This is a genomic window from Nocardia heshunensis (assembly GCF_054782115.1).
The window spans coordinates 1127962-1152405 of the sequence record NZ_BAAGTC010000004.1 but is presented as its reverse complement, the minus strand read 5'-3'; the positions used below and the strand labels follow the sequence as shown (position 1 = coordinate 1152405).

Genomic DNA, 24444 nt, shown 5'->3' with positions numbered 1-24444 from the left:
CGTGCACCCGGACAGCTCCGGTTCCGGATTCGTCGTCGTCGCCAACCGTCTACCGGTCGACCTGGAACGACTGCCCGATGGCACCACCCGCTGGAAGCGCAGTCCCGGCGGCCTGGTGACGGCCCTGGAACCGGTGCTGCGCAACAACAAGGGGGCGTGGGTCGGCTGGGCGGGGGTTCCGGACGTCGAGCTGGATCCGATCATCGAGGACGGCCTGGAACTGCATCCGGTGCCGCTCTCCGGCGATGAGGTCGCCGACTACTACGAGGGCTTCTCCAACGCGACGCTGTGGCCGCTGTATCACGACGTGATCGTGCGGCCCGTCTACGACCGGCAGTGGTGGCAGGCGTACGTGCAGGTGAACCGCCGCTTCGCCGAGTACACCGCGAAGGTGGCGGCGGAGGGCGCGACGGTCTGGGTGCAGGACTACCAGCTGCAGCTGGTGCCCAAGATGCTGCGCATGCTGCGCCCGGATCTGACCATCGGCTTCTTCCTGCACATCCCGTTCCCGCCGGTGGAACTGTTCATGCAAATGCCTTGGCGCACCGAGATCGTCGAGGGTCTGCTGGGCGCCGACTTGATCGGCTTCCACCTGCCGGGTGGTGCGCAGAACTTCCTGTACCTGGCCAGACGCCTTGCCGGGCAACCGACTTCGCGCGGCAATGTGGGTGTGCGCTCGAAACTCGGTGTGGTGCAGGTGGGTTTCCGCACCGTGCGGGTGGGCGCGTTCCCGATCTCGATCACCTCGACCGAGCTGGACGAGTACTCACGGCGCCGTGATGTGCGGGAGCGGGCCGCGAAAATCCGTGCGGAGCTCGGCAATCCGAAGACGATCCTGCTGGGTGTGGACCGCTTGGACTACACCAAGGGCATCGACATCCGCCTTGCCGCGCTGGAGGAACTGCTACACGAGGGCCGCATCGATCCGGCGGACACGGTGATGGTGCAGCTGGCCACGCCGAGCCGGGAACGGGTCGAGTCCTACATCCAGATGCGCGGCGATATCGAGCGTCAAGTGGGGCGGATCAACGGCGAGTTCTCCCGGGTGGGCTATCCGGTCGTGCACTATCTGCACCGGCCGATCCCGCGCGACGAGCTGCTGTCGTTCTTCGTGGCCGCCGACGTCATGGTGGTGACGCCGCTGCGCGACGGCATGAACCTGGTGGCCAAGGAGTACGTGGCCTGCCAGGGCGGCCTCAACGGCGCCCTGGTGCTGAGCGAATTCACCGGTGCGGCAGCGGAATTGCGGCAGGCCTACCTGTGCAACCCGCACGACCTGGACAGCGTGAAGGATGCCCTGATCGGCGCGATCGACGATGACCGCGACACCCGTCGCCGGCGCATGCGTTCGCTGCGGCGGCAGGTGCTGACCCACGATGTGGATCGCTGGGCGCGCGCCTTCCTGGACGCGCTGGCGACCGATCGGGTGGCGGGCAGCGCGCTGCTCACCGATGACGACGTGGATCCGGACATGAGTCGCTGATTCGGCTGAAACACGAACGCCCCCAGAGGATTCTGGGGGCGTTCGCTGTCGAGGGGGCTACTCGCCGAAGCGGTAGGTGACGCCGGTGAGCCGTTCGGATTCGTCCCACAGCGCCGCCGCGACCTCCGGATCGCGGGTCTGCTCGCTGGTGTCGTTGGGCACCGGATAGCCCTTGGTGGTGCCGGTGGGCCCGTAGAAGTCGCCGCCGCGCACGCCGGGGTCGGTGGCGGCGCGCAGGGTGGGCAGCGCGCCCATTTCCACGGTCTGCATGATGATCCGGAACACCCGGTTCAGCGGCGGCCGCGACAGGAAAGTGACTACGGGACCGAAGTTCTGGGCGAAATCGGATTCGGCGGCTCCCGGATGCACCAGCACCGAGATCAGTTCGCTGCCGGTGCCGTTCAACCGCCGCTGCAGTTCCAGCGCGAACATGGCATTGGCCTGCTTGGACTGCGCGTAGGCGGGGTAGCCCTTGTACTTGCGCCGTTCGAAGGTCAGGTCATCGAGCTCGAGCCAGGTCCCCTTCTGCGCAGGCACCCCACTGACGACGGTGACGACCCGGCCGTGCGGCGCGGCCTGCAGCAGATCCAACACCAGCCCGGTGAAGGCGAAGGGACCCAGATGGTTTGTCCCGAAGGTAGTTTCGAACCCGTCCACGGTGACGCCACGCTCCCGACTGAGCGTCCCCGCATTGTTGATCAACAGATCGATCCGCTCGAAGTCGTCCCGAATCCGCCCCGCCGCCTTACGCACCGATTCGAGCGAACCCACATCCAGCTCCACGAACGGCAATTCGGCCCCCGGCACCGTCTCCCGAATGGATTCCGCTGCCGCCGCGGCCCTTTCGACATTCCGACACGCCATCACGACCCGTGCCCCGTGCTCGGCGAGCCGCCGCGCGGTCTCGAGCCCGAGCCCGCCACTGGCCCCGGTGACAATGGCGGTGTGCCCGTTGAGATTCGGAATGTCGGCCGCGGTCCACGGCGTCGAAGTGCTACCCACGGTGCGATCCTGACTGTGCTGGCGATCGTGCAGTTCCGTCAAGCAGCCTAGAACGAGTTCCACCCGGGTACCACTCGGCCGCCCGCCGCGAATCATGCGGTGGGCGGCCGAGTTTCAGCTCTTCGAGATCGAGCGGTGGCTCAGATCGGAGTGACCTCCGAGACCAGCCAGCGGCCGTTCTCGCGGTCGAGGTCCACGCGGACGCGGCTGCCGCTGGCGGTGGCCTGCGGGTGGTCCTTGCTGGTGGTCATCTGGTTGAGGAACAGCAGCACCTTGGCGTGCTTGGTGTCCACGTCGATGACTCCGGCGGCCTGGGTGGAGGCGATCACGGTGAGCTGCTTCTCCTTCGCGCCGGGCGCGATGGATTCGTTGACCAGCTTCAGATAGTCGCCCTTGAAGCCGCCCGACAGATCGTCGGCCACCTTCGGCAGCGCCTTGTCGACGGAGTTGAAGTCGTAGCTGAACATGGACTCGACCGTCTTGCGGGCCGCCGCGACCGAATCGGCGCGGGCGTGGTCGAGCTGCTTCAAATGCCAAGCGTCGTAACCGAACCAGCCCGCGCCCGCCAACATGACGACCATGAGGACGCCGGTGACCGGGACCAGAATGTTCTTGATGCCCATGATGTTCTTGATGCTCATGCCACGAACTCCAGCTTCGCCGCCGTGTAGTGATCGCCGTCGTGGACGATGGTCACCCGGAACCGGTACACCCGCTGTTGCGGGTCCGGGGAACCGGCATTGGTGAGGGACTGCTTGGCGGCCACCAACACCTGCGCGGAATTGGTGTCGTAGGACTCGATGGCGGTCTCGACGACCTCACCGGTGGCCTTGACGTTCGCGGACTTGATGACATCGGCGTAAGCGTCACTGCGCGAGGAGTATTCGTCCTTGAGCTGGCCCGACGCCACCGAGAGCACCCGGTTGATGTCGTCCTTGACGCTGTCCACCTTGATGGTGGTGATGTTCAGGACGGCCTGCTTGGCGGTCTGCGTGTAGTCCGCGCGCAGCTGCTGGTCCTTGTCGGCGGTGCGGTAGGCGGGAACCCAGAAGACCAGGCTGGCGACCAGCGCGATCAGGCAGGCCACCGCGGCCGTGCCGAGTACGTACATCGGCCAGTTGCGGGTCCGCTTCAGCACGTCCTCGGCGGTCGGATCGGATTCCGCCGCAGCGTCTTCCGTGTCCTCGCCCGGGGGCACCACCACGATGACGGGTTCGTCCTCGACCGCGATCTTCTCGGTCACGGTCTCGGCGGCGGCCTCGGAGTCGGCATCCTTGTCCAGGCGCACCGTCTCCGTGACCGCGTCACCGGCGTTCGCCGGGGCGGCCTCGGCCGGGTCGGGCACCGTAGCGGCTGCCACGGTGACCTTCACGGTGGTGTCCTCCGCTATCGCGGCGTCCCCGTCGTGGACCGGCGGACCTTCGGTCCGCGTCGCCTTGCGCCGGTTTCGGCTGTTCACCACCGTGCGATCACTCATCGTTGCTGCTCCTGAAGCATTGTCTGCCAATTGGCCGGGATGATTCCCGAACCATCGGGCCCGATATCGGCCTGACGAGTAAGCCGACCGTCCGGTCCGAGATATGTGCCACTCTTCGGATCGTACGTTCTCGTCGTCACACTTGCCGGTGCGGCTCCCGGTTGCCCGTCCGACGGCTGCGAACTCGGAGCAAACTGGGGCACACCGTTGTTGTCCACCGGCTTCGGCTTGCCGAATGCCGGGTTGTCACCCAGCGGCTGGTAACCGTTGGGATCGTTGCACTGCTCCACCGTCGCGGCCCGCTTACCCGGGAACTCCATGCAGGGGTTGTTGCGGACACCGCGCACCACGTCCGGCGAGTTCTGCGGAATCTTGCAGTACAGCCCCTTCGGAGTGTCGGGGGTCCCCTGGTCGTAGACGTTGGGCGAGAGCCGATCCTCCGGCGCCAGGAATCCCGTGGTGCAGCCCTTCGGGTCATTGAGGCCGACCATGAAGTCGACCTTGCCGCCGTATTCCGTCGGACTGCCCTTGGCGAGCGTCATCAGGGCCGCGATCAGCGGCGGGAAGACGACCAGCAACTGCTCGACACTGGCGTGGTAGATCACGCCGACCTGACCGATGCTGACCAGGTTCTGCGCCAGCAGCGGGACGGTGGGCTTCAGATCCTGGAAGAGCTTGGTGGCGGCGCTGAGCGCACCGGGACCGTTGCTGATCACATTGCGCAGCGCCGGATCGTGCTCGCGCAGTTGGTCGGTCACGGTGGCCAGGTTCTTGGTCCACTCGCGGATGGCGGAGTCGGACTGCACCTGGGTGTCGAGCAGCGGGCCGATCTTGTCGATCAGGTCCTTGGTGGCGTCGGTATTGGTCTTGGCCTCCTGGACCAGCAGCGACGCGGAGTCGATCAGCCGTTCCAGATCCGGACCCGCGCCGTTGAAGGCGGTGAACGCGTCCTCGATCACCTGCTGCAGACGGGTGTCGGCGACGCTGGAGAGCAGCCGGTCGGTGCGGTCCAGGATGCCGCCGATGTCCATCGGCAGCTTGGTGCGCTCGACCGGGATGACCGAACCGTCGGACAGGTTGCCGCCCTGCGGATTCGTCACCGGGATCAGATCCACGTACTGCTCACCGATGGCCGACACCGACTTGACCCAGGCGTCGATATCGCTCGGGATCTTGTAGTCGGAGTCGATGGACAGCTTGGCGTCGACACCCTGCGGGGTCAGCACCACCGAATCCACCTTGCCCACATTGGTTCCGCGGTAGGCGACATTGGCGTGCTCGTACAGGCCACCGGTGCCGATGAGCTTCACCGTCACGTCGTAGCGGCCGATGCCGAACATGGCGGGCAGCTTCACGTACTCCCCGCCCATGACCGAGATGCCGATCACGGTGAGGATGGTGAAGATGGCGAGCTGAATCTTGACGAAGCGACTCAGTTTCATTTCCCGGGTCCCCCCTGCGGCACGGTGATTCCGGGGATCGACGGCAGACCCGGAACAGACAGCCCCGGCAGACCGGGCAAGGTCGGCGACGGCTGGGTCGATTCCGGTTGCAGCGGAGCCTTACTCGGATCCCCGGCGTCGGCCGCGACTCCGGCGGACTGACCGAGCGCGCCCTCGACGCCGCCGAAGCGGCCGCCGAGCGGCGTACCGGTGAGGAAGTTGGAGTCCAGCCGGGCCGCGGTGATGTCGAAGGTGATCTTCACGTTCATGTAGTCGCCGCGGATGTACCGGTCGATGTACTTGAAGGGGAACGGGAAGGTCAGCAACATATTCAGCGACTTGGCGAAGTTGGTGCTGGTGTTGGCGATCTGCTCCAGGGTGGGCCCGAGATCGGCCAGTTCCGCCTTGAGCGAGTCCCCGCCACCGTCGATGATCCGCTGCACCACATCGCTGAGGTCGCCCACGGCGGTCAGCGCGTGCGTGATGTTCTCCCGCTTGTCCGCGAGCACGGTCAGCGCGGGGTGGATGTTGTCGATGGCGGCGGCGAGCCGATCCTTTTCCTGCGACAGGGTTCCCGACAGGCGATCGAGCCCGCTCATGGCGTTGATGATGTCGGTGGTCTGCGCGTTGAGCGTCCCGACCATCTGGTTCAATTGCGGCAGCAGATCGTGGATCGCATCGGTGCGGCCGGTGAAAGCGGTGTTCAGTTCGTGGGTGATGTTCTCCAGCTGGCTGATGCCGCCGCCATTGAGCACCACCGACGCCGCGGACAGCGTCTGCTCGGTGGTCGGGAACACGCTCGCCCGCTCCAGCGGGATGAGATCGCCGTCGTGCAGTTCACCGTTGGCGGGAACATCTGTCGGCGAACCCAATTCGACGTGATTGCTGCCGAGCAGCGACGTCTGGCCGATCTTGGCGGTGGCATTGGCGGGCAGCTTCACGCCCTTGTCGAGCCCGATGGTGACCAGCGCGTGCCAGTTCTCCACATCGATGCCGGTGACCGTGCCGACCGTCACGTCGTTCACCAGGACCGGCGAATTGCGGGTCAGGGTGGTGACATTCGGCATCTGCACCTTGATGTGCCAAGCGTCGGAACCGGTTCCGGCGGCGCCCGGCATCGAGACGGTGTTGAGGCCGTCCCAATCACATCCGGTCGCGCTCAAGGCGACCGCGACACCGATCGCCAGGCCCGCCACCGTGCGGCGACGAGTATTCATCACTTCCCTCCCGGAACAGCAAGGCTCGCAACACTATCCGGAATCGCGACCGGCACCGGACCACCCGAGCCCGGCTCCACCCGCGCACCGACATCCGGTGTGCTGGCGACGATCTGGCCCGGCAGGGCCGATGCGCCGGTGCCATCACTGGCCAGCAGCGGCGGGTAGTTCATGGCCAGGTTCTGAATGACCGGGGCCAGGTACTGGGCACACATCTTGGCGCTCTCGTTGCCGTTGCCGGTCGAGAGCGTGTCGATCGAGCCGCAGATGAAGCTCAACGGCGAGTTGAAGCCCGCGAACACCGGGTAGCCGGTAACCGTGCCCTGTGCGGGCTTGTAGAGCTGGTAGAAGTTCACCAGTGCGGTCGGCGCGGTGTGCAGCACCTGCTCGATTTGCGGCTTCTTCTCCACCAGCAGGCTGGTGATATCGGCGAGCTGCGCCAGGTCGGTGGTCAGCGGACCGCCGCGCGAGTCGATGAACCGCTTGATATCGGTAACCGCGGAGTCCAGGTTGTCCAGACCCGCGCCGAGATCATCGGAGGTGCTGGCCAGCACCTGCGACACCGACGCCAGCCGGCCACCGAACTGCACGATCTGGTCGTTGCTCTTGGAGATCACGTCCACGAACTGCTGCAGGTTCTTGATGGTGCCGAACAGGTCGGTACGCCCGTCCGAGAGCGTGGTCAGCGTGGCCGACAGCTCCTTGAGGGTGTCGCGGAAGGCCTGGCCGTTGCCGTCGAGGTTGTCGGCGGCGGTATTGACGAAGCGACCGAACGAGCCCTGCTTGTCCTCGCCGACCGGCCCGAGAGCCGTTGCCAGCTTGGACAGTTCGGCCTTGATGTCGTCCCACTCGACCGGGACGGCGGTGTGCTCGATCGGAATGACCGTGCCGTCGTGCATCTTCGCGCCGCCGGTGTAGGCGGGGGCCAACTGGATGAAGCGGGCCGACACCACCGACGGCGAGACCAGCACGGCCTTGGCATCGGCGGGGATGTCGATGCCGCGGTCGAGGGTCATCTTCACCGTCGCCCGGTCCTTGCCCGGTTCGATGGAGTCGATGGTGCCCACCTTGACACCCAGCACCCGCACCTCGTCGCCCTTGTACAGGCCGACGGTGGACGGGAAGTAGGCGGTGATCTGCGGCTTGCCGATGCGATCGAAACCGGTGTACACGCCACCGGCCACGATCGCGATGGCGACCACCGCCGCCGCGATGCGGGTCCAGCGCGGCAGACCGCGGATTTTACCGAGCAGGTTGGTCATTTCGGCAGCTCCGTGATGATCGGCTTGGGTTGCACGCCACCGGACATCATGTTCTTCAGCGCCTCGGGCAGGTTCTGCGGCCAGACCAGCGCATCCGAAAGCACCTGCAGCGCGGGGCTGTTCCAGTTCACGATGTACGCCTGGAAGTAGGGACCGCTACCGACCTGCTCACCGAGCGCACCGGCGTAGGGACCCAGCGCGTCGAGCGCGTCGGAGATGTTCTGCTTGTTCTTCTGCAGCAACGACAGCACCGAATTCAACTTGTCCAGAGCCGGTTTCAGCGCCGCCTCGTTGTCGTTGACGAAGCCGCTGAGCTGCTTGGACAGACCGTTGATGTAGGTGATCAGCTGGCTGATCGCGCCCCGGCGGGCATCCAGCTCGCCGAGCAGGTTGTTGCCGTCCACGAGCAGCGAATTGATCTTCTCGGCGCGATCCGAGAGCACCTTGGTGACGCCCTGGGCCTTGGACAGCAGATCCGTCAGCGCCTTGTCACGGGTGTTGATGCTCTTGGACAGCTGGGTGATGCCGTCCAGCGCCGAGCGCAGCGGGGCCGGGGTGTCCTTGAAGGTGTCCGAGAGCGCGTCGAGGGTCTTGTTGACCTGATCGAGGTCCAGATCCTTCACGGTGCCCGACAGATCCGACAGCGCGTCGTTGAGCGAGTACGGAGATGTGGTGCGATCCAAGGGAATCGCCTGATCGCGGGTCAGCGCGCCGTTCCCGGTCGGGGTCACCTCGAGCGACTTGCGGCCCAGCACCGTATTGGTCTTGATCGCGGCGGAGGTCTTGTCCCCCAGCACGATCGACTCGTCCAGGGTGAAGGAGACCTTCACCTTGGCGCCGTCCAGCGCCACCTTGTCGACCCGGCCGGACTTCACCCCGGCCACCTGCACCTGATCACCGGGCAGCAGGCCGCCCGCGTCCGCGAAGTAGGCGGTGAACACCGCGCCCGACTTGATGAAGGGCAGCCGGTCGAACTGCAGGGCGGTCAGGCAGATGGACACGACCACGACGATGCCGATAACGCCGATATTCATCACGCGTTGTCCCATGACTACTTACACCTCCCGTCGTACTGGCTGCCGGGCAGAGCGATCCGCACGTCCTTGCCGTCCAACCCCGTGTACAGCAGGTCGGTGCTGCAGGCGTAGATGTTCAGGAACGATCCGTACGAGCCGATGCGGGTCAGCTTCTTGTAGGTATCCGGCAGCGCCGAGAGGACCGTCTGGAACTCTTCCTTGCTGTCGTCGAGAGTCGTTGCGGCACGGCCCAACTGGTCCACGGTGTTCTTGAGGTCCGGGCGGGCCGTCTTCAGCAGCTCGGTGAGATCACCGGTGGCTCCGGCGATCTTGGGCAGCGCCGCGCCGATCGGATCCTTGTCCGCGGCCAATCCGCTGATCAGTCGCTGCAATTCGTCCAGCGTGGTGCCGAACGCCTTGTCGCGGTCGTCGATGGTGGCCAGCACCGTCTTCAGGTTCTCGATCACGCTGCCGATCAGGGCATCCCGCGAGGCGAGGGTCTTGCCGAAGTCACCGCCGCTGTTGAGCAGCGCGACCAGCGTGCCGCCCTGCCCCTGGAAGACCTGCAGCAGCGCCTCGGTCAGGCTGTTGACCTGGGTCGGATCCAGGCCGCGCAGCAGCGGTTTGAAGCCGCCGAGCAGCATGTCCAGATCCAGCGCGGGCTTGGCGTGGTCGAGATCGATGGTGCCGCCGGAGCGCAGCGGGGTCGCCGCACCCGGGCCGTCCATCAATTCGAGGTAGCGGTCGCCGACCAGGTTCTCGTAGCGGATGGCGACCTGGGTGGTGGAGTACAGCCGATACTTGCGGTCCACATCGAAGTCGACGTGCGCCTTGTGGTCCTTGCCGACGTAGACCCGGCTCACCGACCCGACGGGCACACCCGCGATGCGCACCTTCGACCCGGGCAGCATGCCCGAGGACGAGGTGAACACCGCGTGGTAGCCGCTCTCGCGGGCGAACCGCATCTGGCTGAAGACGACCACGAGCAGTGCCAGCACCAGCAACATCGCAAGCGCGAAGACACTGAGCTTCACCGTGGTGGCATGTGGTTTGAACTTCACTTCCCCACTCCCGGCAGCTGATCGAAGAGAATCTCGAACACGGTCTTGTTCAGGTGCGGGACCATCGGCGGAGCCCAGACGTGACCCTCGGACGTATCCGTCGCCAGGTACGGGGACTTCTCACCGCCGTGCAGATCGACGGAGTTCTGGCAGTGCGGGCCACCGGTGGCGTTCACCTTCGGCAGGTCGTCGGGGTACGAGTACGGCGTACCGCTCGGCATGAAGCTGGCGTCCATCGCGAAGGCCGGGTACTTGCCACCGATCAGATCGTCCATGAGCGGCAGGTTCTGTCCCATGGTGGTGATCACGCAGTAGAGCCCCGCCCGGTATTCGTAGAGCAGATCCGTGGTGGGCTGCAACAGATTCAGCGACTTGATCAGATCGTTCTCGCTCGGCTTCAGCACCGAGTTCGAGGTGTCGGCCAGCCCGATGAGGTTGGTCAGCAGATCATCCACGCGGGCCTGCTCGTCGACGATGGTCTTGCCGGTGACCTGCACATTGTCGGTGGTGCGCAGCAGATCCGGCACGGTGTCGGCATAGGTGCCGGTGACCTGCGCGGTCTTGCGGAGATCATCCTGCAGCGTGGGCAACGACGGGTTGATCTGCTTGAGGAACTCGTCGGAGTCGCTCAGCAGCAGCCCCAGCTTCTCGCCGCGACCCTGCAGGGCGGTGCCCAGCGCGGTCAGCGTGGCGTTCAGCTTCTCCGGCTGCACCTTGTTGAGCACATCGCTCAAATGCTGGAAGAGCGTATTGAATTCGACGGTGACGCCCTCGGCCTGCACGACCGAGCCCGCGTGTAGCGAACCCGTCGGGGTCTGCGGCTCGATGAAGTTGATGTACTTCGCGCCGAACACGGTGGTGGAGTTGATGTCCACGGTCGCGTTGGCGGGCACCAGCTTCAGCTTGTCCGGGTCCATCGCGAGTTCGATGCGGGCGCCGTCGGGCGTCTCGCTGATGTTCTTGACGCGGCCGATCTCGACGCCGCGGATCTTCACCTTGGCGTCGCGGTCCATGACCAGACCGGCGCGCGGCGAATTGACCGTCACCATCGCGGTATTGGTGAAGCCGCCGGTGAAACTCACCATGCAGAGCGTGACCACCGCGACGACCCCGAGCACGAGCCCGGCGCCGGACAACCGGATCACCCACCCCTGTTCGAGGTAGCGCTTCGGCGCCGGCTTCGGGACGAATGGCGAGCCGATCGGGCTCGGCATTCCGCCTTCTTGTTGAACCATGTCGTCCCGCCCCTACCCGGAGAGATGGAAATTGCCGGAGGTGCCGTAGATGGCCAGCGACATCAGCAGCGTCACCATGACGACCGCGATCAGCGAGGCCCGCACCGCATTACCTACCGCCACGCCGACGCCGACCGGTCCGCCCGCGGCGTGATAGCCGTAGTAGGTGTGGATCAGCATGACCGCCATGGCCATGAAGATCGCCTGCGCGAAGGACCAGAGGATGTCGCTGGGGATGAGGAAGGTCGAGAAGTAGTGGTCGTACACACCGGCCGACTGACCGTAGATCACCACGGTCGCAAAGCGACTCGCGATGAACGAGGCGATGACCGCCAGTGAGTACAGCGGGATGATCGCGAGCATGCCCGCGAGCATGCGGGTGCCGATCAGGAACGGGATCGGCCGGATCGCCATCACCTCGAGGGCGTCGATCTCTTCGGAGACGCGCATGGCCCCCAATTGTGCCGTGGTACCCGCGCCCAGCGTCGCCGCCAGGCCGATGCCCGAAATGACCGGGGCCGCAATGCGAACGTTGATGAACGCGGCGAAGAAGCCGGTCAGGGCCTCGACACCGATATTGCCGAGCGAGCTGTAGCCCTGCACGGCGATGACGCCACCGGCCGCGAGGGTCAGGAAGCCGACGATGATGACGGTGCCGCCGATGACGGCCAGCGCGCCGGTGCCCATCGAGATCTCGGCGATCAGCCGGATGGTCTCGGTGCGGTAGTGCACCAGCGCCTTGGGCACCGACGCGATCGAGCGCGCGTAGAAGACAGCGTGCTTGCCGACCGCGTCGAGCGCCTCGGTGAAGCGCTGAAAGCGCTTGGTCACCTTGGGAAAACGAGACTGGATCACAAAGGCCATCTGATCACCGCGCCGTGAACTTGATGCTGATCGCGGTCATCACGACGTTGATAACGAACAACGCCATGAAGGCGAACACGACGGTCTGGTTCACGGCGTCGCCGACACTCTTGGGGCCGCCCTTGACGTTCAGACCCAGGTAGCAGGCGACCAGTCCGGCGACGAGACCGAACAGCATGGCCTTCACCTCGGAGATGACGAGCTCCGGGAGATGGGTCAGCAGCGTGATGCCGTTGACGAAGGCACCGGCGTTCACGCCCTGCAGGTACACCGAGAAGACGAAACCGCCCAGGATGCCGATCGCGGCCACCAGGCCGTTGAGCAGGAAGGCCACGAACATGGAGGCCAGCACGCGCGGAACCACCAGGCGCTGAATCGGATCGATGCCGAGCACCTTCATGGCGTCGATCTCTTCGCGGATGGTGCGTGCGCCGAGGTCGGCGCAGATGGCCGTCGCGCCCGCGCCGGCCACGATGAGCACCGTGACCATCGGGCCGATCTGGGTGATCGCGCCGAAGGCCGCACCCGCGCCGGAGAGGTCGGCGGCGCCGATCTCGCGCAGCAGGATGTTGAGTGTGAACACCACGAGCACGGTGAACGGAATCGCCACCATCAGTGTGGGGAACATGGAAACCCGGGCGATGAACCAGGACTGATCGATGAATTCCCGTCGCTGGAACGGGGGCCGCACCGTGGCGCGGGCAACTGATCCGGCGAGTTCGAAGAACCCTCCGACCGCCCGCAGCGGTACGGCAAGGACTTCATTCATTCCCGCTATTCCTCCTGCCCCTGCCTTGCTATAGCAACCGAGATTTGATTGTGATCTCGGTCCCGCTCGAAGATTAGAACACGTTCTCATACGGTTCGGGAAGGTTTCGACGGTTTTGAACAGGGCTTCTTTCTGAACTGGTGTCCAGTTTCAAGAACGTGTTCATGCCACCCTAACCGTCACATGTATGCCACAGTGTGAGGCGACACACATAGCTGATCCCCATTCCTACCAACGATCGATCCCGTGATCAACCGCAGCGCGGGGGGCCTGAGCGTGTCTATAGAAACTCACAGACCCCACGCGGGGAAACTGAGGTAAGCCTCAGCCGAGATCCTTCAGCGAGGAAGCGGAAAACGTAGCGTCCGAACCACGTTCGGCGAAATAACCGCCCAGGCTCGCGGCCAGACCCTCGCGGGTGAACTCGCCCTCGGCGTCGAAACGCTTCTCCACCACCGGAGCCGCCATCAGGGCCACCATCGGGCCGTAGACGACGAAGAGTTGGCCGGTGATCGCCTCGGCGGCCGGGGAGGCCAGGTAGGCCACCAGGCGTGCCACGTGATCGGGCGAGAGCGGGTCCGGGCCCTCTTCGGGGGCCGCGGAGAAGACCTGTTCGGTCATGGCGGTACGCGCTCGCGGCGCGATGGCGTTGGCCTTCACGCCGACGCTCTCCAGCGCCCGCGCCGCCGACAGGGTCAGTGCGGTGATTCCGGCCTTGGCCGCACCGTAATTCGCCTGTCCGGCCGGGCCGAGCAGGCCGGCTTCGGAGGAGGTGTTGATGATGCGCCCGTAGACCGGCGCACCCGTCTCCTTGTACTTACCGCGCCAGTAGGCGGCGGCATTGCGGGTCAACAGGAAGTGCCCGCGCAGGTGGACGGCGACGACCGCGTCGAAGTCCGCGTCGGACATGTTGAACAGCATCTTGTCCCGGGTGATCCCGGCGTTGTTCACCACGATGTCCAGGCGGCCGAAGGTCTCCTCGGCGGTCCGGATCAGCGCCTCGGCGGTGGCGCTCTCGGCGATGCTGCCGCCGACGAACTCCGCCTTCACGCCCAGCGCCCGGATGTCGGCGAGGGTCGCGCTCACCGCGTCGTTCTCGGTCAGGTCGTTGACGATGACCGAAGCACCGGCCCGGGCCAGCTCGAGGGCCTCGGCCCGGCCCAGCCCGGCGCCCGCGCCGGTGACGATGGCAACCCGGCCGGAAAGACTTACATCAGAATCGCTCACGCGGCCGACTCTAGAACGTGTTCCACCCGGCGGGCAAGCATGCGCTCAGACCAGCTTCAGAGCGGCCTTGGGGCACTGGGCGACGGCCGACTCGATATCGCGGCGGTTGGCCTCGGTGACCTCGGCCTCGTTGACGAACAGGTTGTCGTCGTCATCGAGATCAAAGACGTCAGGGGCGATTCCGACGCAGATTCCGTTGGCTTCGCACTGATCGAAGTCGACGATGACCTTCATGTTTCTCTCCTTAACCACTGGTTGTGCCCGAGCCTAACAATCAGGATCGCGGTGCAACAGCAAAGTAGCCCTAACCGGAACCGATACTGGAACATGTTTCAGTTGCGTGCGATGATCGGCTGAACCGAGAAACGAAGGCTAGAGGTACAGCTATGCGTATCGCCTACACGCCGCAACAGGAACAGCTGCGTGCCGAGCTACGTGAATACTTCACCAAGCTCATCACTCCCGAACGGCGGCAGGCGCTTTCGGCGCAGACCGGCGAATACGGCGAGGGCAATGTCTACCGCGAGGTCGTCGAGGAGATGGGCCGCGACGGCTGGCTCGCCCTGGGCTGGCCCAAGCAGTACGGCGGCCAGGACCGCTCCACCATGGATCAGCTGATCTTCACCGACGAGGCCGCCATCGCCGGCGCCCCGGTGCCGTTCCTGACCATCAACTCCGTCGCGCCGACGATCATGCACTACGGCACCGAGGAGCAGAAGAAGTTCTTCCTGCCCAAGATCGCCGCCGGTCAGCTGCACTTCGCCATCGGCTACTCCGAACCGGGCGCCGGCACCGACCTGGCCTCGCTGCGCACCTCCGCGGTCCGCGACGGCGACGACTGGATCATCAACGGGCAGAAGATGTGGACCTCCCTCATCGCCTACGCCGACTACATCTGGCTGGCCGCCCGCACCGATCCGAGCGCCAAGAAGCACAAGGGCATCTCGATGTTCATCCTGCCGACCACGGCGGAGGGCTTCTCCTGGACCCCGGTGCACACCATGGCCGGGCCGGACACCTCCGCCACCTACTACCAGGACGTGCGGGTCAAGCACTCCGACATGGTGGGCCCGGAGAACGGCGGCTGGGCGCTGGTCACCAACCAGCTCAACCACGAGCGCGTCGCGCTGACCTCGTCGGCGCCGCTGGCGCTGGCGGTCGCGCAGGTCACCGAGTGGGCGCGCAACACCAAGGCCGCCAACGGCTCCCGCGTCATCGACCAGGAATGGGTGCAGATCAGCCTGGCCCGCATCCACGCCAAGGTCGAATACCTGAAGCTGACCAACTGGGAGATCGCCTCGCGCGCCGATGCGGGCGGCGACGCCGCGCCGCGCCCGTGGGATGCCTCGGCCACCAAGGTGTACGGCACCGAGCTGGCCACCGAGTCCTACCGCGCGCTGATGGAGATCCTCGGCCCGCAGGCCTACCTGCGCCAGGACTCGAAGGGCGCGCAGCTGCGCGGTCGCCTCGAGCGCATGCACCGCGCCTGCCTGATCCTCACCTTCGGCGGCGGCACCAACGAGGTGCAGCGCGACATCATCGCCATGACCGCCCTCAAGCAGCCCGCCGCCGCGCGTTAATCGAAACCAAGGTAGCCATCATGGATTTCACTCTTACCGAGGCGCAGCAGGATCTGGCCCGCCTCACCGCCGAGGTCACCGGCAAGCTGGTCACCGCCGACCGGCTGCGTGAACTCGACAAGAACGTCACCGCCGACGGCGAGCCGACCGTGCGCTTCGACGAATCGCTGTGGAGCTCGCTGGCCGAGACCGGCGTGCTGGCCGCGGCCCTGCCGGAAACGGTGGGCGGCAGCGACTTCGGCGTGCTGGAGCAGACCGCCATCCTGCGCGAGATCGGCAAGTCCGTCGCGCCCGTGCCGTACCTGTGGTCGATCGTGCTGGGCGCGGGCGCGCTCGCGCAGTTCGGTTCCGCGCCGCAGCGCGAGCTGGCCGCCAAGGCCGCATCCGGCGAGGTCATCCTCACCGCGGCGCTGAGCGAGGAGCGCAACTGGGAGCTCGACAAGCCCGTCACCACCGCCATCGCCGGTAACGGCTGGCTGCTGACCGGGCTCAAGACCACCGTGCCGTTCGCGGCGCAGGCCACGCGAATCCTGGTGTCCGCCAGCGTGGACGGCTCCCCCGCCGTCTTCCTGGTCGACCCGTCGCACCCGGCGGTGCGGGTCGAGAACCAGATCGTCACCGACCGCTCCCCCGAGGCCGAGGTCGAATTCTCCGGTGCCCCCGCGGAATTGGTCGGCACCCTCGACCAGGGCGGCGAGATCCTGACCTGGCTGCTCGAGCGCGCCTGGCTCGGCCTGGCCGCCACCCAGCTCGGCGTGGTCGAGAAGGGCTTGGAGCTGGTCGCCGACTATGCCCGCGAGCGCGAGCAGTTCAACCGCAAGATCGGCAGCTTCCAGGCCGTGGCCCAGCGCCTCGCCGACGCCTACATCGATGTCCAGGGTGTGCGCCTGGCCGTGCAGCAGGCGGCTTGGCTGCTGTCCGAGGGCCTCCCGGCCACCGTCGAGGTGCACACCGCGAAGTTCTGGGCCGCCGACGCGGGCCACCGCATCGCCCACACCGTGGTGCACGTGCACGGCGGCGTCGGCATCGACCGCGACCACATCGTGAACCAGTACTTCACCGCCGCCAAGCACAATGAATTCGCGCTCGGCGGCGCGACCGACCACCTGCGCGCCCTCGGCTCGCTGCTGGCCGCGGAGTAAGTGAAGTAGTAAGACTCGGCCGACCCTGCAAACGCGGCCGACGGCGAGACGGCGGTTCCCATACCAGCCACCGTCTCGCCGTTTTTCTTGTCCGGGAACGGTTTACGGAACCAGTGGTCCGGTCAGCACCCGCGCGCCCGCCGCCCAGTTGCCCTGCCAGGTCAGGGCCGCGTCGTCGAGGTTCTTGCGGCCCCACAGCGCCAGCAGCAGATCCGCAGCGGTGCCGGAGATTTCGGCGACCGGCGCGCCCGGACCATAGGTCCAGCTGTCACCGGTGTCGGTGGTGTGCACGCTGACCGCGGCCTCCGGCTCCTTGGCCAGGCCACGCTTGATCATGCGGGGCGCGAACAGCTCGAACACCTCGATGATGCCGTCGGCCGCCAGGTGCGGTTCGAACTCCTCGGCCACGCCGAGCGCGTCCTGCCCGTCCCACACGTGCATGAGGGTCTCCTGGGCGCGGCGGCGCTGCCAGAACCCGACGTTGCGCGGCAGCTGGCTGGTGAACGTCCAGGCCGGGGTGGCCGGATCGACGGAGAGCGATTCGAGCATCGTCTTCGCGATCCGGTCGTACCAGTCACGCAGCGCGACCGGGTCCTTCGGCGCGGGCTCGCCCTGATAGTTGCCGTGGCCCTCCGCGATCGCGGTCACCACCCACATGTTCCCCTGCCCGACATGGTCGGCGAGGTCGTAGAAGGTCCAGTCACCACAGCTGGGAACGGGCGCGGCCAGATCGGCCTCCGGCGTGATCAGCTCCCCGAACTCACTCAGCTTCTCGCGCAAAACGGCCATGAAATCCATGCGGCCCACGCTAAGGCGCGAAAGCCCAGCGTGCCAGCCATATCCCGTCCGCGATGCGCGAAATTCGGCCAAACATCAGGATTCGAGTTCGCGCAGCGAGAAGATGCGCTCGGCGACCGGGTCCGGGCTGTCGGTCGAGGGTTCGAGTTCGTGCAGCAGCGCCGCGCCGCGGGCGTCGTGGCGGACGGCGCGGCCGAGTTCGGCGGCGGCCCGGTAGTGGGCGGGGGTGCGCAGCAGGTGGCGGATCGCGCGGGCGATGCGCGGCGGGGTCGCGGTGCGCGGCAGCGAGATTCCCGCGCGGTGCGCGCGGACCCGGGCGGCATTGTCGGCAGTGTCGCGGCCGTGCGGGAGGACCAGGACCGGTAGGTCGGCGGCGAAGGACTTCATCAGGGTGCCGTGCCCGCCGTGGGTGACGACCAGGCTGGCGTGCCGCATGATCGCACTGTGTGGAGCGCCGCGCAGCACGGTCACGTTCGCCGGTGCGTGGATCTCCTCCGGGTCGATTGCCGGGCCGGTGGTCAGCACCCCGCGCACGGGTAGCAGGGCCAGCGCGTCGGCGATCCTTTGCAGGCAATCGGTTTGGCGTTGGAAGGTGGTGGACAGCGCCACCAGGATCAACGGTTCACCGCCGTCGGACTGGATCCAGCCGGTCTCCCCGGCCCAGTCCGGTTCGTCCAGGATGGGCCCCACCCAGCGCACCCCGTCCGGGGCCTGACCGGTGAAATCGAAAGCGGCGCTGGACAAGACCAGCTGGCGGCGGGCCAGCTGCGCTTGATCCTGGTAATGCGCCAGCCGTTCCAGCCCGAAGTCCGCGCGCAGCGTATTGAGCCGGGGTAGTAGTTCCTCGTCCCAGCGCCGCTGCACCAGCGACCCCACCACCCGGTCCCGCCAACGCCCCAGCGGCCCGGTGGCCCGGCCGAATCCGGTGCCGGGCGGCGGACCGCCCTCCACGGGCAGCGGGTAGATGCCGGGCACCAGCACCGAGAACGGCACCTCGCAGGCCTGCGCGGCGACCATGGCCCCGAAGGCGAAGAAGGAGGCCAGCACCAGATCCGGTCGCTCGGCATCGATTTCGTCGGCGGTGTCGCGGGCGTATCCGGCGCCCGCGCGCGGACGCAGCCGCGCCCCCGTCGCCGCGACCGGTCCCGCGAGGGATTCCTCGGCCAGGACCGTCACCCGATGCCCACGCCGCACCAGTCGCCGCACCACACCCAGTTCCGGCGGCACGGTTCCGCCGCTACCGGTGAGAGCGACCAGGTAGCTGTAGTTCATCGGGCACCTCCACCAGCCACTCTCGCACGACCGATGACTTTTCCGCACCCGCTTCGTCCCCACCGGTACATCGATATACGTGCGACTCGAAACGCAGAGACAGGGGCGAACCGCCATGCCGACCAAGATGATCTTCCTGAACCTGCCGGTGGCCGATCTGGACCGTTCCAAGCGGTTCTACGAGGCCCTGGGCTGGAAGGTGAACCAGGACTTCACCGATGGCAATGCCGCCTGCATCGTGGTGGACGACAATATCTGCCTCATGCTGCTCACCCAGGAGTTCTTCACCACCTTCAGCACCAGGCCGATCGCCGACACCCGGACCACGGTCGGCGGCCTGTACGCACTGTCGCTGGCCTCGGTCCAGGAGGTCGACGACCTCACCGAGGCGGCCCTGCGCGCGGGCGGAACCGAGGAGGTCAATGCGGATAAACGCGCACAGGAGGCCGAGGTCGGTATGCACGGCCGCACCTTCCTCGACCCCGACGGGCACCAGTGGGAGCCCTTCTATATGGCCTACCCCGGCTGACCCGCTGGACTGGACAGCTTGTTCCGGGTGACCACAATGGAGTGCTGTCACCGGAATGGAGCGGGGGATCATGGGGGCCGATTCAGCCGAGCCCGATGTCGGCAACGGCATCACGCTCGGCGCCTATCTCAAGCGGGAACGCCTGCGCAACGACATGACCCAGCGCGCCGTCGCCGATGCGCTGCACATGTCGACGAGCGGCTACGAGAAGATCGAGAACGGCCAGCGGGTCCCGCATCTCACCACCGTCAACGCGCTTGCGCGGCTCTTCGAACTGCCGTCGGATCGCCGCCGGGTGCTGTGGTCCATCGCGACCGGAGACGATCTGGCGGTGACCGCGCAGGCGCCCGACGGGGTGTCGGAGGGCATGCTGGTCTTCATGCGGAATCTGCGCGGCCCCGCCTTTCTGCACCAGGTACCCGAGTACACCGTGATCGCGGCCAATCAGCTTGCCGTGCGGCTGTTTCCGTGGCTGGATCCCCGGCTCGGCACCGCGGACCGGCCCATCAACGTCATCGTGCAGATGATGACGGATCCACGCGCACAGCAGATTCTGGTCAACTGGGCCGCGGTGGTGCATCGCCTGGTGTTCGCACTGCAGGAGTACTCCCTGGCGAACATGCCCGCCGAGAAGGTCCGGGCCATCCGGGAGGCCTGCCGGTCCAATCCGGAGTTCGAACGCATGTGGAACACGCCGTGCCCGCCCGAGATCAGGGCCGACGACACCGCCGTGGCCCGCGATCCGGACACCGGCGAGCTCGCGGTGTACCAGTTGGATTGCCTGCGTTGGGCATTCCCCGATCGCGATATCGAACTCTTCGCCATGAGCCGACGCGACATCGACCCGGCCGCCGACGATCCGGACATCTCCACCATCGTGCTGTGGTGAAATATCGTGCCTTTGTGAAATGCAAGGGCCCGGTGCGGGTTTCGGGGCACCCAACCTGGGTGCGTGGACGATCTTGACCGTTCCCGGGGCCCCGGCAAAGGTAGGGGAACCGGCCAGTGCGCGCGGGGCCTCCGCCCGCCACCCGATCAACGGCGATCGTTCCGCGGTCACCGGATCCTCCGTCTTCCAGAGGGGCTGCGCGCCAGGTCGGTCCGCGGGCCGGATTCATCTTCAGGCGTGAGCAGGAGGGGGGAACCGGCCCGCGGATATTCCGCACCGGCTCCGGTGACCGGCCTAGTTCGGGCGTAGCTCGTCGGGCAGCCCGAACAGCGGGAAGAGCTTCTCGGTGTCGAGGAAGAAGGTCAGACCCGAGATGCGCTCGCCGTCGAGTTCCAGGGTGGTGATCGACCACGGCACCCACACGCCCGGCTCGTCGCCCGGCTTGTAGTGACCGAAGGCCGGCAGCCCGTTCGCGCCCGCCAGCGGCACCATGCGCGAATCCCGGCAGGCGTGGCCGGTGCCGAGCATGAAGGCGGCGACATTCTCCGGGCCGGAAACCCACAGCGAGAACGGCGGCATGGACAGCGCCACATCGGCTTTCAGCAGATCGGTGAGCGCGTTCATGTCGTAGGCCTCGAAGGCCTTGACGAAATCGTCGACGAGTTTGCGCTGCTGCTCGTTGTTCTCGTCGTAGGTGTCCGAGACCGTGGCGGTCTCCTGCACCTTCGACATGGTGGCGCGGGCGCGCTGCAGCGCGCTGTTCACCGATGCCGGGGACACATTGAGCATGTCGGCGGTCTCCCCCGCCGAGAACCGCAGCACCTCGCGCATGATCAGAATCGCGCGCTGGCTGGCGGGCAGATGCTGCACGGCGGCCACGAAGGCCAGGCGCAGGGTGTCTTTCGTGCTGGCGGCCTCGGCCGGGTCCGCGCCGAAGGCGAGCGCGTTCGGAATCGGTTCCACCCACACGTAATCCGGTTCCGGCGCGGGCAGCGTGGAATCGGGGGTGGACGGACCGTTCAGGTCCATCGGCCGGGCGCGCCGCTGCGGCCCGTCGAGCATGTCCAGGCAGACATTGGTCGCAATCTTGTAGAGCCACGAGCGCAGGCTGGAACGACCCTCGAACGAGTCGTAGGACTTCCACGCCCGCGTGAACGTCTCCTGGACCGCATCCTCGGCCTCGAAGGAGGACCCGAGCATTCGATACGCATAGGCGCACAATTCCCGCCGATGCCCTTCGAAAGAGCGCAACACATCATCCGAAATGGTGGTAGATCTGCCTGCCTTCTCGCTCATGCCAGACAGCCTCGCACAACCCACCGACAAAATGATGCCCGCCTGACGAAGCAGGCGGGCACCACATTGCTGTAATTCCTTGCGCTCGAATTACTTAGCGCTGGAAGCCGAAGCGTGGTTGTCGGCCTCGCGAGCCTCGGTCTGCGCCTTGGCCCACTTGTAGTCGGGCTTGCCCGCGGGCGAGCGCTTGATCTCGTCCGCGTACCACAGGCTGCGCGGCATCTTGTAGGAGGAGATCTCCTTGACCAGCGTCGGCCGCAGCTCGTCCAGCGTCGGGCGGTGTCCGTCGCGACACTGCACGACCGCGACCACGCGCTGACCCCAGCGCTCGTCGGGCACGCCGACCACCAGCGCGTCGAAGATCTCCGGGTGCGCCTTGAGCGCGCCCTCGACCTCTTCGGGGTAGATCTTCTCGCCGCCGGAGTTGATCGACACCGAGCCGCGGCCCAGCATCGTCACGGTGCCGTCCTCCTCCACCCGGGCGTAGTCGCCGGGGATGGAGTAGCGAATCCCGTTGAACACCTTGAAGGTTTCGGCGGTCTTGACCGGGTCGTTGTAGTACCCGACCGGGATGTTGCCGGTGCGGGCGAGCATGCCGACCTGACCGGAACCGGCCGCGACCTCGTTGCCCTCCTCGTCGATGACCTTGGTGGAGCCGTCGATCTTCACCCGCGGGCCACCGGTGTGGGTGGTGCCCTTGGAGGCGACCGACAGACCGCCGAAACCGGTCTCCGAGGAGCCGATGGAGTCGGTGATCAGCGCGTTCGGGAACCGCTCGATGAACTCGTCCTTGAAGGCGGGCGAGAACAGCGCCGCGCTGGAGGCCAGCACCCACAGGCTCGAATGCTGATACGGCGCACCGGTTTCCGGGTTGCCCGCCGCCACCGCGTCCAGCATCGGACGGGCCATGGCGTCACCGGTAATAAAGATCATGTTCACGCCGTGCCGCTCGATGGCCCGCCACACGCCGTGGCCGCTGAACTCCGGCAGCATGACGGCCTTGCCGCCGTCGAAGAGGCTGTGCAGGGTCGCGGTGAAGGCGCCGCCGTGGATCAGCGGCGGGATCGGGTAGCGCACCATCGGCGAGTTGCCGCTGGCACCGCCCTTGGCCTGCTCCCACTCGTCCTCGATGAAGACGCCGGTGTAGAAGTTGATGCCGCCGCCGAGCACGCGCCACCAGTCCTCCTGCCGCCACATGACGCCCTTCGGCATGCCGGTGGTGCCGCCGGTGTAGATCATCATGATGTCGTCGGAGGAGCGCTCCTCGAAGTCCCGCTCGCCGTGCGAACCGGCCAGCGCCGCTTCGTATTCGACCGCGGTGGGGGGCAGCGGCAGATCGGTGCCGTCCTCGACGGTGATGACCGTCTTGATCGCCGGGACGTTCGGCAGCACATTGGCGACCTTGTCGCTGTAGCGCCGCTCGTGCAGGAGCGCGACCATATCCGAGTTCTCGAAAATGTATTGCAACTCGTTCTCAACGTAGCGGTAGTTCACGTTGATCATGACGGCGCGCGCTTTGAAGATGGCGACCATGGCCTCGACGGCCTCGATGGTGTTGCGCGAGTACACACCGACCTTGTCGCCCGGCTTCACACCCTGTTCTTGCAGGTAGTGCGCCAGTCGGTTGGCCCGGTCCTCCAACTCGGCGTAGGTCACCGAGCGCGAGTCGTCAACCAGCGCGACACGGTCCGGCATGAGGTCGATGGTGTGCTCGACAAGGTCCGCAATGTTGTAGCTCACAGGATCAAAATAGAACGTGTTCTTGTGTGTGACAAGCCACAAATCTCACTCAGTCGACGGACCGAATGTGCCCCCCGTCACACACTACGCCCTTTCTACGATTCGATCAGCGGACGAAGGGCCTCGAACTGGGCGACATCCCGCACGCCGATCAGCATCATGGTGACGCCCGCCTTCTCCCAGACCTTCAGCTGCTCACGCACTTCGGCCTCGTTGCCGATGATGGTGGTGTCCAGGATCAGCTCGTCCGGAACCGCCGCGGCCGCTTCCTCCTTGCGCCCGGTCCGGAACAGGCGGGTGATCTCGTCGACCGCCTCGCCGTAGCCCATGCGGCGATACACCTCGGCGTGGAAGTTCAGTTCCTCCGCACCCATGCCACCGATGTAGAGCGCACTGAAGGGCCGGATGGCGTCCAGGGCGGCCTTGCGGTCGTCGGTCAGGATCACCTGTGCGGTGGCGGCGATCTCGAAGTCCTCGCGGGTGCGCCGGGCGCCGGGGCGCGAGAAGCCTTCGTCGAGCCATTCGTTGTACATGTCGGCCAGCCGCGGCGTGTAGTAGATGGCCAGCCAGCCGTCGGCGATCTCGGCGGTCAGCGCCACGTTCTTCGGACCCTCCGCGCCGAGCCAGATCGGCAGGTCCGCGCGCAGCGGGTGGGTGATCGGCTTGAGCGGCTTGCCCAATCCCGTTGCGCCCGCGCCGTTGAACGGCAGCGGGTAGGCCGGGCCCGCGCTGGTCACCTTGGCCTCGCGGGCGAGCACCTGCCGCACGATCGAGACGTATTCGCGGGTGCGCGCGAGGGGCTTGGCGAAGGACTGCCCGTACCAGCCCTCGACCACCTGCGGGCCGGAGACGCCGAGTCCGAGAATGTGCCGGCCACCGCTGAGGTGGTCGAGGGTCAGCGCGGCCATGGCGGTGGCCGTCGGTGTGCGCGCCGAGAGCTGGACGACCGAGGTGCCCAGGCGAACCCGGCTGGTGTCGGAGCCGTACCAGGCCAGCGGCGTGAAGGCGTCCGATCCCCAGGATTCCGCGGTGAACACGGCGTCGAAGCCGGACTCCTCCGCGGCCGCCACCAGCTCGCGGTGATTGGCGGGCGGCTGCGCGCCCCAATATCCGAGTTGCAAGCCAAAGCGCATTTCCGGGTTC

The 24444-nt window shown here is 66.4% G+C and carries 23 protein-coding genes; 5 read left to right on the top strand and 18 right to left on the bottom strand.

From position 1 onward, the window contains the following. Nucleotide 1: 1 nt before the first annotated feature. A complete protein-coding gene (locus tag ACYVN4_RS17965) occupies nucleotides 2-1483 on the top strand; it encodes an alpha,alpha-trehalose-phosphate synthase (UDP-forming) (protein ID WP_460722414.1) in 1482 nt (493 codons plus the stop codon). Nucleotides 1484-1540: 57 nt separating this feature from the next. Here ACYVN4_RS17965 and ACYVN4_RS17960 read toward each other — a convergent pair whose 3' ends face one another. From ACYVN4_RS17960 to ACYVN4_RS17900, 13 genes are all read right to left on the bottom strand, one after another. Next, complete coding sequence (locus ACYVN4_RS17960; protein WP_460722412.1) at nucleotides 1541-2485, bottom strand: oxidoreductase; 945 nt, start codon at nucleotides 2483-2485, stop codon at nucleotides 1541-1543. A 140-nt stretch (nucleotides 2486-2625) separates the two neighbouring features. Continuing rightward, entirely contained in the window at nucleotides 2626-3126 is a 501-nt protein-coding gene (locus tag ACYVN4_RS17955) for a h domain protein (protein ID WP_460722410.1), read from the bottom strand. After that, a complete protein-coding gene (locus ACYVN4_RS17950) occupies nucleotides 3123-3962 on the bottom strand; it encodes a hypothetical protein (protein ID WP_460722408.1) in 840 nt (279 codons plus the stop codon). The genes ACYVN4_RS17955 and ACYVN4_RS17950 overlap by 4 nt, the downstream gene beginning before the upstream one ends. Next, entirely contained in the window at nucleotides 3959-5404 is a 1446-nt protein-coding gene (locus tag ACYVN4_RS17945) for an MCE family protein (protein ID WP_460722406.1), read from the bottom strand. Before ACYVN4_RS17945 ends, ACYVN4_RS17950 begins: the two co-directional genes overlap by 4 nt. Further along, on the bottom strand, nucleotides 5401-6621 hold the full coding sequence (locus tag ACYVN4_RS17940; RefSeq protein ID WP_460722404.1) for an MCE family protein: 1221 nt from the start codon (nucleotides 6619-6621) through the stop codon (nucleotides 5401-5403). Before ACYVN4_RS17940 ends, ACYVN4_RS17945 begins: the two co-directional genes overlap by 4 nt. Continuing rightward, nucleotides 6621-7883 carry an MCE family protein gene (locus ACYVN4_RS17935; RefSeq protein ID WP_460722402.1) on the bottom strand — a complete coding sequence of 421 codons (1263 nt, stop codon included), beginning with the start codon at nucleotides 7881-7883 and terminating at the stop codon, nucleotides 6621-6623. Before ACYVN4_RS17935 ends, ACYVN4_RS17940 begins: the two co-directional genes overlap by 1 nt. Beyond that, nucleotides 7880-8932 (bottom strand): MCE family protein, encoded by a 1053-nt coding sequence (locus ACYVN4_RS17930; protein WP_460722400.1) that lies wholly within the window; start codon nucleotides 8930-8932, stop codon nucleotides 7880-7882. The genes ACYVN4_RS17935 and ACYVN4_RS17930 overlap by 4 nt, the downstream gene beginning before the upstream one ends. 2 nt (nucleotides 8933-8934) lie before the next feature. Further along, entirely contained in the window at nucleotides 8935-9960 is a 1026-nt protein-coding gene (locus ACYVN4_RS17925; protein ID WP_460722398.1) for an MCE family protein, read from the bottom strand. Next, complete coding sequence (locus ACYVN4_RS17920) at nucleotides 9957-11174, bottom strand: MCE family protein (RefSeq protein WP_460722396.1); 1218 nt, start codon at nucleotides 11172-11174, stop codon at nucleotides 9957-9959. The genes ACYVN4_RS17925 and ACYVN4_RS17920 overlap by 4 nt, the downstream gene beginning before the upstream one ends. Before the next feature lie 33 nt (nucleotides 11175-11207). After that, complete coding sequence (locus tag ACYVN4_RS17915) at nucleotides 11208-12059, bottom strand: MlaE family ABC transporter permease (protein ID WP_460722394.1); 852 nt, start codon at nucleotides 12057-12059, stop codon at nucleotides 11208-11210. Between the two features lie 4 nt (nucleotides 12060-12063). Next, nucleotides 12064-12828: an MlaE family ABC transporter permease gene (locus ACYVN4_RS17910; RefSeq protein ID WP_460722392.1), complete on the bottom strand. Its 765-nt coding sequence runs from the start codon at nucleotides 12826-12828 to the stop codon at nucleotides 12064-12066. Nucleotides 12829-13152: 324 nt separating this feature from the next. Next, a complete protein-coding gene (locus ACYVN4_RS17905; RefSeq protein WP_379354416.1) occupies nucleotides 13153-14055 on the bottom strand; it encodes a 3-oxoacyl-ACP reductase in 903 nt (300 codons plus the stop codon). 45 nt (nucleotides 14056-14100) lie between these two features. Continuing rightward, complete coding sequence (locus tag ACYVN4_RS17900) at nucleotides 14101-14289, bottom strand: ferredoxin (protein WP_040803134.1); 189 nt, start codon at nucleotides 14287-14289, stop codon at nucleotides 14101-14103. 152 nt (nucleotides 14290-14441) lie between these two features. On the opposite strand from ACYVN4_RS17900, the gene ACYVN4_RS17895 reads away from it, so the two are divergent. Together ACYVN4_RS17895 and ACYVN4_RS17890 are read left to right on the top strand one after the other, a co-directional pair. Then, entirely contained in the window at nucleotides 14442-15635 is a 1194-nt protein-coding gene (locus ACYVN4_RS17895; RefSeq protein ID WP_460722389.1) for an acyl-CoA dehydrogenase family protein, read from the top strand. Between the two features lie 20 nt (nucleotides 15636-15655). Continuing rightward, nucleotides 15656-16777, top strand: a complete 1122-nt coding sequence (locus ACYVN4_RS17890; protein ID WP_460722387.1) for an acyl-CoA dehydrogenase family protein — start codon at nucleotides 15656-15658, stop codon at nucleotides 16775-16777. Nucleotides 16778-16879: 102 nt separating this feature from the next. Here the strand turns inward: ACYVN4_RS17890 and ACYVN4_RS17885 are convergent, their stop codons facing one another. Together ACYVN4_RS17885 and ACYVN4_RS17880 are read right to left on the bottom strand one after the other, a co-directional pair. After that, complete coding sequence (locus tag ACYVN4_RS17885) at nucleotides 16880-17575, bottom strand: maleylpyruvate isomerase family mycothiol-dependent enzyme (protein WP_460722385.1); 696 nt, start codon at nucleotides 17573-17575, stop codon at nucleotides 16880-16882. A 75-nt stretch (nucleotides 17576-17650) separates the two neighbouring features. Further along, nucleotides 17651-18847 (bottom strand): glycosyltransferase, encoded by a 1197-nt coding sequence (locus tag ACYVN4_RS17880; RefSeq protein WP_460722383.1) that lies wholly within the window; start codon nucleotides 18845-18847, stop codon nucleotides 17651-17653. A gap of 115 nt (nucleotides 18848-18962) precedes the next feature. Between ACYVN4_RS17880 and ACYVN4_RS17875 the strand changes: the two genes are divergently transcribed. Continuing rightward, nucleotides 18963-19376 carry a VOC family protein gene (locus tag ACYVN4_RS17875; protein WP_460722381.1) on the top strand — a complete coding sequence of 138 codons (414 nt, stop codon included), beginning with the start codon at nucleotides 18963-18965 and terminating at the stop codon, nucleotides 19374-19376. 70 nt (nucleotides 19377-19446) lie between these two features. Then, a complete protein-coding gene (locus ACYVN4_RS17870; protein WP_460722379.1) occupies nucleotides 19447-20265 on the top strand; it encodes a helix-turn-helix domain-containing protein in 819 nt (272 codons plus the stop codon). Between the two features lie 294 nt (nucleotides 20266-20559). On the opposite strand, the gene ACYVN4_RS17865 is transcribed toward ACYVN4_RS17870, so the two are convergent. The 3 genes from ACYVN4_RS17865 to ACYVN4_RS17855 form a co-directional block, all read right to left on the bottom strand. Beyond that, nucleotides 20560-21561, bottom strand: a complete 1002-nt coding sequence (locus tag ACYVN4_RS17865) for a sigma-70 family RNA polymerase sigma factor (protein WP_460722377.1) — start codon at nucleotides 21559-21561, stop codon at nucleotides 20560-20562. A 90-nt stretch (nucleotides 21562-21651) separates the two neighbouring features. Next, on the bottom strand, nucleotides 21652-23301 hold the full coding sequence (locus tag ACYVN4_RS17860; RefSeq protein ID WP_460722375.1) for an acyl-CoA synthetase: 1650 nt from the start codon (nucleotides 23299-23301) through the stop codon (nucleotides 21652-21654). A 95-nt stretch (nucleotides 23302-23396) separates the two neighbouring features. Continuing rightward, complete coding sequence (locus ACYVN4_RS17855; protein ID WP_460722373.1) at nucleotides 23397-24434, bottom strand: LLM class F420-dependent oxidoreductase; 1038 nt, start codon at nucleotides 24432-24434, stop codon at nucleotides 23397-23399. Between the last annotated feature and the right edge of the window lie 10 nt (nucleotides 24435-24444).

Excerpts from the sequence above, each read along its gene's own strand:
- ACYVN4_RS17955 (WP_460722410.1), bottom strand. The coding sequence starts at position 3,126 with ATGAGCATCAAGAACATCATGGGCATCAAGAACATTCTGGTCCCGGTC.
- ACYVN4_RS17950 (WP_460722408.1), bottom strand. The coding sequence starts at position 3,962 with ATGAGTGATCGCACGGTGGTGAACAGCCGAAACCGGCGCAAGGCGACG.
- ACYVN4_RS17945 (WP_460722406.1), bottom strand. The coding sequence starts at position 5,404 with ATGAAACTGAGTCGCTTCGTCAAGATTCAGCTCGCCATCTTCACCATC.
- ACYVN4_RS17940 (WP_460722404.1), bottom strand. The coding sequence starts at position 6,621 with ATGAATACTCGTCGCCGCACGGTGGCGGGCCTGGCGATCGGTGTCGCG.
- ACYVN4_RS17935 (WP_460722402.1), bottom strand. The coding sequence starts at position 7,883 with ATGACCAACCTGCTCGGTAAAATCCGCGGTCTGCCGCGCTGGACCCGC.
- ACYVN4_RS17930 (WP_460722400.1), bottom strand. The coding sequence starts at position 8,932 with ATGGGACAACGCGTGATGAATATCGGCGTTATCGGCATCGTCGTGGTC.
- ACYVN4_RS17920 (WP_460722396.1), bottom strand. The coding sequence starts at position 11,174 with ATGCCGAGCCCGATCGGCTCGCCATTCGTCCCGAAGCCGGCGCCGAAG.
- ACYVN4_RS17915 (WP_460722394.1), bottom strand. The coding sequence starts at position 12,059 with ATGGCCTTTGTGATCCAGTCTCGTTTTCCCAAGGTGACCAAGCGCTTT.
- ACYVN4_RS17910 (WP_460722392.1), bottom strand. The coding sequence starts at position 12,828 with ATGAATGAAGTCCTTGCCGTACCGCTGCGGGCGGTCGGAGGGTTCTTC.
- ACYVN4_RS17900 (WP_040803134.1), bottom strand. The coding sequence starts at position 14,289 with ATGAAGGTCATCGTCGACTTCGATCAGTGCGAAGCCAACGGAATCTGC.
- ACYVN4_RS17895 (WP_460722389.1), top strand. The coding sequence starts at position 14,442 with ATGCGTATCGCCTACACGCCGCAACAGGAACAGCTGCGTGCCGAGCTA.
- ACYVN4_RS17890 (WP_460722387.1), top strand. The coding sequence starts at position 15,656 with ATGGATTTCACTCTTACCGAGGCGCAGCAGGATCTGGCCCGCCTCACC.
- ACYVN4_RS17885 (WP_460722385.1), bottom strand. The coding sequence starts at position 17,575 with ATGGATTTCATGGCCGTTTTGCGCGAGAAGCTGAGTGAGTTCGGGGAG.
- ACYVN4_RS17880 (WP_460722383.1), bottom strand. The coding sequence starts at position 18,847 with ATGAACTACAGCTACCTGGTCGCTCTCACCGGTAGCGGCGGAACCGTG.
- ACYVN4_RS17875 (WP_460722381.1), top strand. The coding sequence starts at position 18,963 with ATGCCGACCAAGATGATCTTCCTGAACCTGCCGGTGGCCGATCTGGAC.
- ACYVN4_RS17870 (WP_460722379.1), top strand. The coding sequence starts at position 19,447 with ATGGGGGCCGATTCAGCCGAGCCCGATGTCGGCAACGGCATCACGCTC.
- ACYVN4_RS17865 (WP_460722377.1), bottom strand. The coding sequence starts at position 21,561 with ATGAGCGAGAAGGCAGGCAGATCTACCACCATTTCGGATGATGTGTTG.
- ACYVN4_RS17855 (WP_460722373.1), bottom strand. The coding sequence starts at position 24,434 with ATGCGCTTTGGCTTGCAACTCGGATATTGGGGCGCGCAGCCGCCCGCC.